5 protein-coding genes are annotated in these 5,862 nt (G+C 60.6%); all 5 read right to left on the bottom strand.

Annotated elements, in window-relative coordinates; genetic code table 11:
* Nucleotides 1-308: nucleotidyltransferase family protein (locus tag AB4Z11_RS20360; protein WP_442027262.1), on the bottom strand; the 308-nt coding region annotated here is incomplete at its 3' end.
* 15 nt (nt 309-323) lie between these two features.
* Nucleotides 324-1,322: a UDP-glucose 4-epimerase GalE gene (gene galE, locus AB4Z11_RS20365; protein WP_442027263.1), complete on the bottom strand. Its 999-nt coding sequence runs from the start codon at nt 1,320-1,322 to the stop codon at nt 324-326.
* Complete coding sequence (locus AB4Z11_RS20370; RefSeq protein ID WP_442027265.1) at nt 1,319-2,566, bottom strand: glycosyltransferase family 4 protein; 1,248 nt, start codon at nt 2,564-2,566, stop codon at nt 1,319-1,321. The genes galE and AB4Z11_RS20370 overlap by 4 nt, the downstream gene beginning before the upstream one ends.
* Nucleotides 2,550-3,860: a nucleotide sugar dehydrogenase gene (locus AB4Z11_RS20375; protein ID WP_442027267.1), complete on the bottom strand. Its 1,311-nt coding sequence runs from the start codon at nt 3,858-3,860 to the stop codon at nt 2,550-2,552. The genes AB4Z11_RS20370 and AB4Z11_RS20375 overlap by 17 nt, the downstream gene beginning before the upstream one ends.
* A gap of 27 nt (nt 3,861-3,887) precedes the next feature.
* The gene (locus AB4Z11_RS20380) at nt 3,888-5,774 is read right to left on the bottom strand and encodes an alginate lyase family protein (RefSeq protein WP_442027269.1); all 1,887 of its coding nucleotides are present in this window, start codon (nt 5,772-5,774) and stop codon (nt 3,888-3,890) included.
* Nucleotides 5,775-5,862: the final 88 nt, after the last annotated feature.

A 5,862-nucleotide genomic window follows, 5' to 3' on the forward strand; every position in this document is an offset into this window, starting at 1 on the left:
TCGTTGGTATAGCCTTCGAAGGAATAGCCGATCTGCACGCCGAACTGGTGTCCCTCGTCGTTGGTATAGCCTTCGAAGGAATAGCCGATCTGCACGCCGAACTGGTGTCCCTCGCCGAAATACTCCTCGATTTTCTCGTGCAGGTAGCTGACGTTGACCATGATGTCCGTCACACCGTACTTGGCCAGATGCTCCACCAGATAAGCCATCACCGGCTTGCCGAGGATGGGAATCATCGGTTTTGGCAATTCATAAGTCAAAGGGCGTACCCGCGTTCCTTTGCCGGCCGCCAGAATCATCGCTTTCATAATCGTTCCTTTCGGCTATTTGGATGAGGACTGCCAGCGCCAGGCATCCTGGCACATGCGCGCCACATCGTATTGAGCCTTCCAGCCAAGCTCACGCTCGGCGAGGCCAGTATCTGCATAACATTCGGCGATGTCTCCGGGTCGCCTTGCGACAATCTTGTAGGGGACCGGCTTGCCGCTGGCCGTTTCGAAGGCGCGCACCATCTCCAGCACACTGCTGCCGCGCCCTGTTCCCAGGTTGTAGGTATGTAAGCCTGGCGTGGCCGCCAGTTTGTCCAGTGCTTTGACGTGGCCCACCGCCAGATCGACCACGTGGATGTAATCGCGCACGCCGGTGCCGTCCGGCGTCGGCCAGTCGCTGCCGAATACGTTCAGATGATCGCGCCGCCCTTCCGCCACCTGGGCGATATAAGGCAGCAGATTGTTCGGGATGCCGCTCGGCGCTTCGCCAATCAGGCCGCTGGCATGCGCTCCGATCGGATTGAAGTAGCGCAGCAGCGCAATGCGCCAGCTGGCGTCGGCCTGCGCGGTATCGCGCAGGATTTCTTCGATCATCAGCTTGCTGTGGCCATAAGGATTGGTGGCCTGCAGCGGGAAGTCTTCCGTGATCGGCACGCGCGCCGGATCGCCGTACACCGTGGCGGAAGAGCTGAACACCAGCGTCTTCACGCCTGCCGCCGCCATGGTTTCGAACAGCACCACGCTGCCGCCGACATTGTTGTCGTAGTAGCGCAAGGGCTGCTCGGTCGATTCACCCACTGCCTTCAGGCCCGCGAAGTGCACCACCGCGTCGAACTTGTGCACGCTGAACAGTGCCTCCATCGCCTGGCGATTGCGGATATCCGCTTGCTGGAAGGAGAATTCGCGGCCGGTGATGCGGGCCACTCGATGGCGCACCGAGATGTCGGCATTGGTCAGGTTATCGACCACCACCACGTCATGGCCGGCCTGCATCAGCTCAACGACCGTGTGAGAGCCGATATAACCCATGCCGCCAGTAACGAGGATGTTCATTCCGCTTCCTTATTGCTCAATTGGCGCAGCGCACTGGGACGCGGGGCCGTATCCGAATACAGGCGCTCGTACGCTGCCAGCAGCTTGGGCGCTTCGTACTTCCATTCCAGCTCGTTGACCACGCGGTTGCGGCCGTACTCGCCCATGCGCGCGCGGCGCTCGGGATCGTCCAGCAGCTCGGCGATCTTTTTCGCCATGTCCACCGGATCGTTCTTTTTCGCATACAGCGAGGCATCCTGGGCCGACACACGGCCTTCCACCAGATCGAATTGCACGATGGGCTTGGCCAGCGCCATGTACTCCATGATCTTGTTCATGGTGGATTTGTCGTTCATGTCGTTGGCCACGTCCGGATTCACGCAGACATCGGCCGTGTTCAGCATTTCCAGCAGCTGCTGGTCGGGCACGCGGCCAGTGAAGGTGACGTAGTCCGCCACGCCCAGTTCCTGCGCCAGCGCCTGCATCTGCTCCAGCGACGTACCGCCGCCGACCAGACCGAATTGCACATCGGTGCGGCCCATGTCGTGCACCATGTGGCGTACGGATGCCAGCAGCAGGTCGATGCCCTCCTGCGCGCCCATCACGCCGACATAGCCGACCAGGTATTTGCGGCCCTTCTTCAGCGCCTCCACCGGCGGCAGCACGCGCAGGCGGTCCAGCTTGGGTCCGGAGCGCACCACGTAGACCTTGTCCGGGTCCATGCCGCCGCGTTCGATGGCGATCTTCTTGTACGAATCGTTGGTGGCGATCGACACGTCGGCCGTGTTGAACGACCAGCGCTCGAACAGCACCATCAGCTTGTAGAAGAAATCGCGCCGCCCGAATTTGGCTTCATACAGTTCCGGATTGATGTCGTGGTGATCGAACAGGAACCTCTTGCCCATGGTGAGCTTGAAGAAGCCGCCGATCAGGAACAGCAGGTCGGGTGGATTGCAGGCATGGATGATGTCGAAACCGCGCTGGAACAGCACCTTCAGCGCCAGGCGGAAGGTGTGGAACAGCGCCAGTGAATACTCGATCGCATAGCCCTTGGCGCCCTCCGCTTCAAGCGGCAGCTTGTAGCGGTAGATATGGATGCCTTCCAGTTCTTCGTAGCGCTTCTCGTAGCCCTTCCCAGTCGGACAAATGATGGACACCTCGTAACCGTGCGCCCGCAGCGTGGTCGCCTCCTGCCACACGCGCCGGTCGAACGGCGACGGCAGGTTCTCGACCAGGATCAGGACACGCTTACCAGCAGATGCCATCGTAAGCCCCTCCGCTATGTTCCTTGCTGATGCGGACCAGGTCCACCAGGTTCTGGCCTGGTTTCAGCATATTCGGCACATCCTTGAATTCGGCAGCGCCGTTTCCAATCACGATGGTGTCGGCGAAATCAAGCACGCCCGCCATCGAGGTCATCATCAGCTTGGAGATGTGGGGAATCATGTTCAGGATGTAGTCCTGGTTGGCGCCGGTCAGCGCGGCCAGGTTCACATTGCGGTCGTACAGGCGCAGCTCATAGCCTTTGCCGATCAGTTGCTCGATCACGTCGACCAGCGGCGACTCGCGCAAGTCGTCGGTGCCGGCCTTGAAGGAGAAGCCCAGAATGCCGACCTTCTTGCTGCCCTTGTCCATCACCATCTTCAGGCCCTTCTCGACCTGCTTGGTGTTGGACGGCAGGATGGAATTCAGCAGCGGCAGTTCCAGGTCCAGCGCGCGAGCCTTGTAGGTCAGCGCGCGCACGTCCTTCGGCAGGCAGGAGCCGCCGAACGCGAAGCCCGGCTTCATGTAGTAGGAGGAAAGATTCAGCTTGGTGTCTTGGCAGAAGATCTCCATCACTTCATGGCCGTCGATGCCGACCGCCTTGCAGATATTGCCGATCTCGTTGGCGAAAGCCACCTTCAGCGCGTGCCAGGTGTTGTCGGTGTACTTGACCATTTCAGCCGTTTCCACGCTGGTGCGGACCACCGGCGCATCCATTTTTTCGTACAGCTTGAGCAGCATTTCGCCGGCGCGTTCATCGGTCTCGCCGATCACGGTCTTGGGCGGATGGTGATAGTCATGCACCGCCGTGCCTTCGCGCAGGAATTCCGGGTTGTTGCAGACGCCGAAGTCCTCGCCCGCTTTTTTACCGGACGATTCTTCCAGCGCCGGAATCACTACCGAACGCATGGAGCCTGGCAGCATGGTGCTGCGCGCGACCACGACGTGGAAGCCCTTCTTGTCCTTGATCGCGGCGCCGATTTGCTCGCATACCTTGCGCACTGCGCTCAGGTCGAGATTGCCGTTCAGCTGCGACGGCGTGCCAACGCAGATCAGCGACATATCGGTGTTCATGACGGCATGGCGCACGTCGTCGGTCGCATGCAGGCGGCCGTCCTTCACCGTGGCAGCGATCATCTCGCCGATGTCTTTTTCGATGATGGGCGTCTGGCCCTGGTTGATCAGATCAACCTTGGTGCGGTTGGGATCAACGCCGATCACTTCGTGGCCATCCGTTGCGAGGCAACCTGCCGAAACAGCGCCTACATAGCCCATGCCAAAGATACTGATTTTCAAGATGCTGCTCCTTTGATGTTGGACGGGCTAGTGGCCCGCCGCCAAAACAATCTCGGTCACGATCTCGGTGGTGCCGCGGATTTTGCCGCGCCACACTGCCGTCGTGATGCCAGCTTTTTCGTCGAACTTTCGCGAGATCCAGCCCGCGACAGGAGTCGTGCTGCAATGCAATAATTTCGGACCTTCGCCGAAACTGCATGTCATGTTCAAGCTCCGCGTTCTCGTCGTTGCAAGCACACTGTCAGGTGTCGTCTCGACCTGGCATTTCTCCCCGAAATGCCAGTGCAAAGCCACCTCATGCTCGCCAATGCATTCTAAGATATCTTTGACAACTACCCCGTTCCGATTGGAATCGAACGCAATCATGCGGCGGTGCAGCACAGGATCACCCAGACGGCAATATCCGTCTTGTTTTCCTTCGAACAATTGATGTTCCCCATCGACCCGATGGGCGACCAGTTCTGCATGGGCTTTTTTCAGCCACATGAAGTTGCCGCCGATCTCGGATTGGTCCTGCCCATCAACCTGAACCGTGTTGTGTGCCGCAGTGCCGCGGAAGTAGTCGCGCCACGCTTTTTGGGTGTGGTAGGCGTAGGTGCCAGGGTCGATCAGCAACTCTTCGCCACCGGCCGACAAAGTGAAAGACAGCGCATCGGCATGGCCATGCGCGGCAATGGACAGGTAACCCAGCGGCGCGCAATCGGCGACGATGCGCACTTCCTGTGGCGTGCCAAAGGCTCTGCCCAGCAGGTAGTAGCCGCCTTCCGGAAAGGCCATTACCGGCCGTTCCGGTTCCGCCGGCGTCAGCGTGCGCCAGCGCGACTCGCCTTCTGCGCCGAATAGCCAACGGTTCTTGTCGTCCAGCGCTCCCGCCTTCGCCTTCAGATCCGCGCGGCTGAACAGAATGGCGCAACTGGCCAGCAGCGAGCGGTAAGGATTCCAGTCCGGTTCGTAGCTGATGCGGACCATCTGCGCATCGTCGGCATCGCCGGTCATCGGCACATTGCCGCCGACGTCCATCAGCGCGGCCACGAATTCGGCCATGCGTTCCAGGCGCTGCAAATAGGCTGGCGAAAAGCTCTCGCCGTTGGCGGCGCCAATGTGCTGGCAGAGCAGCATCATGTCCATTACTTCGTGCTGGTAGTAGATGGCCTGCTCTTTGTTCACGCCATCGGATGCGTTCTGCTTCAGCGCTTCAATTTCCAGCCCGCGCCGCGCAACCGCGTGCCAGCGTTTGCTCTCGGGCCAGCACGGCCACTGCAAGCTGGCGACGTAAAGCCCCATGTACTCGCCAAACAGGTGATTGTTGGCGGACGAGTGGCGCGAGAAGTAGCCGCGGATGAAGTGGCAGTGCTGGTAGATGTTGTCCAGCCAGCGGCGTTGGAAGTCCGGGTGCTTGCCCACTTCGTCGCCCAGCAGTTGCCAGGCGAAAGCCCAGTTCAGCAAGCGCACAGCCAGTTCCAGAGAGCTGGTCCAGTGCACGCCTATCGGATACGGGCATTGTTCGAACCATGACAGCAGCAGCGTGCGCGCACCTTCCGCGTAGCGGCGGTCGCCCGTTGCCCGCCAGGCTGCGGCCAGCGTCACCAGTTCCAGATGGCGGCTCGGCTCCCACAGGTATTTAATGTCGCCTACCACATGCTCACTGCGGTAGTCGATGGCTTTACCCAGCCTCATTGGCGCCACGGTGCCGGTTTTCGGATCGCGGTTCCATTGCGGCGGGAAGCCGAGCTGGCGCCCGCGCATGGCAAATACATTCCAGCGGCCTGCCAGCACTTCGTCCGCTGCGCTGACCAGCGCAGCGCGGTCCGCCAATTCGGGCCTTGCGACGAAGGCAGCGCCCAGCCGCACCAGCGCAGGCGCCGGTGGATCGAGCGCGAGGCCGACGCCGAATTTACTGGCCTTCTTCTGCACCAGCTGCCGCACGCGCCGCAAGGAACAGGGCATGGCCGATCATCTGAACTTGCTGGGCTGGGTCAATGGCGAACGCAAGGAACAGCAG

Origin of the sequence: Pseudoduganella sp. RAF53_2 (assembly GCF_052113985.1) — a bacterium.
GTDB lineage: Bacteria > Pseudomonadota > Gammaproteobacteria > Burkholderiales > Burkholderiaceae_D > Rugamonas.

Bases quoted from the DNA above. Each gene is read 5' to 3' on its own strand.
- galE (WP_442027263.1), bottom strand. From the start codon at position 1,322: ATGAACATCCTCGTTACTGGCGGCATGGGTTATATCGGCTCTCACACG.
- AB4Z11_RS20370 (WP_442027265.1), bottom strand. From the start codon at position 2,566: ATGGCATCTGCTGGTAAGCGTGTCCTGATCCTGGTCGAGAACCTGCCG.